The sequence below is a fragment of the Mesorhizobium sp. M7A.F.Ca.CA.002.09.1.1 genome, from assembly GCF_003998555.1.
Taxonomy (GTDB): Bacteria; Pseudomonadota; Alphaproteobacteria; order Rhizobiales; family Rhizobiaceae; genus Mesorhizobium; species Mesorhizobium ciceri.
This window is the reverse complement of the sequence record NZ_RZRR01001452.1, coordinates 1-749: the sequence shown is the minus strand read 5'-3', so window position 1 is coordinate 749 and position 749 is coordinate 1. Positions and strand designations below refer to the sequence as shown.

Below are 749 nucleotides of genomic sequence, written 5' to 3'. Positions count from 1 at the left end.
GGATCAGCCGCCAGCGTCGGTCGGCCAGTTCGGTTGCCAGCGGCAGGCCGGAAAGCGCCACCAGCGCGTTGTTCAGATTCATCAGCAGCTTGCCCCACAGCACCGCCTTCATGTCGCCATGCGCTTCAACCGCAAACCCTTCGACGCCAAGCAGGCCGACCAGGCCGGCATCGCCATCCTCGACCATCACCTTGCCGTCGCTGGCGCGGTGCACGCGCAGCGGCAGCTCGCCGTCCGGCGACTGCACCACATTGAACGGCACCATGCCGGCCAGCACCGTTCGCCGGCCAAGTCCGGCACGCAGCCTGTCGGCATTGTCGACACCGTTCTGCAGGCTGATCACCACGGCGTCGGGCCGGGCATGAGCTTTGATAAGATCCGCCATGTCCTGAGTGGCGCCGCTCTTGACCGTGACCAGGATCACGTCTGCCTGCGGCAGGGTGGCGGCCGGATCGGTGGTGACGGCAAGCGCCTCCGGCTTGATCGAGCGATCGCGGCCCTGGAGGTCGCTGACCCGCAATCCACCCTGCCGCAACGCTGCCTCAATGCGCGGCCGGGCCAGCAGAATGACCTTTCGGCTGGCCAGCGCCAGGCAGCCGCCGGCATAGCAGCCGATGCTGCCGGCACCGGCTATGACGATCCGTTTGTCCTTGTCTGCCATCCTGTCGCCCGCGCCGGGTCGCAACTATACGACATGAAAACCATAATATCGGCGGTATCGCCAGCCATGAGGCTGGCCCCTATGTCTG

At 66.2% G+C, this 749-nt stretch carries 1 protein-coding gene; it reads right to left on the bottom strand.

The window, feature by feature from the left end:
* Window positions 1–661, bottom strand: a 661-nt coding sequence (locus EN994_RS33935; RefSeq protein ID WP_127308282.1) for a 2-dehydropantoate 2-reductase, incomplete at its 3' end; no start/stop codon positions are given.
* Between the last annotated feature and the right edge of the window lie 88 nt (window positions 662–749).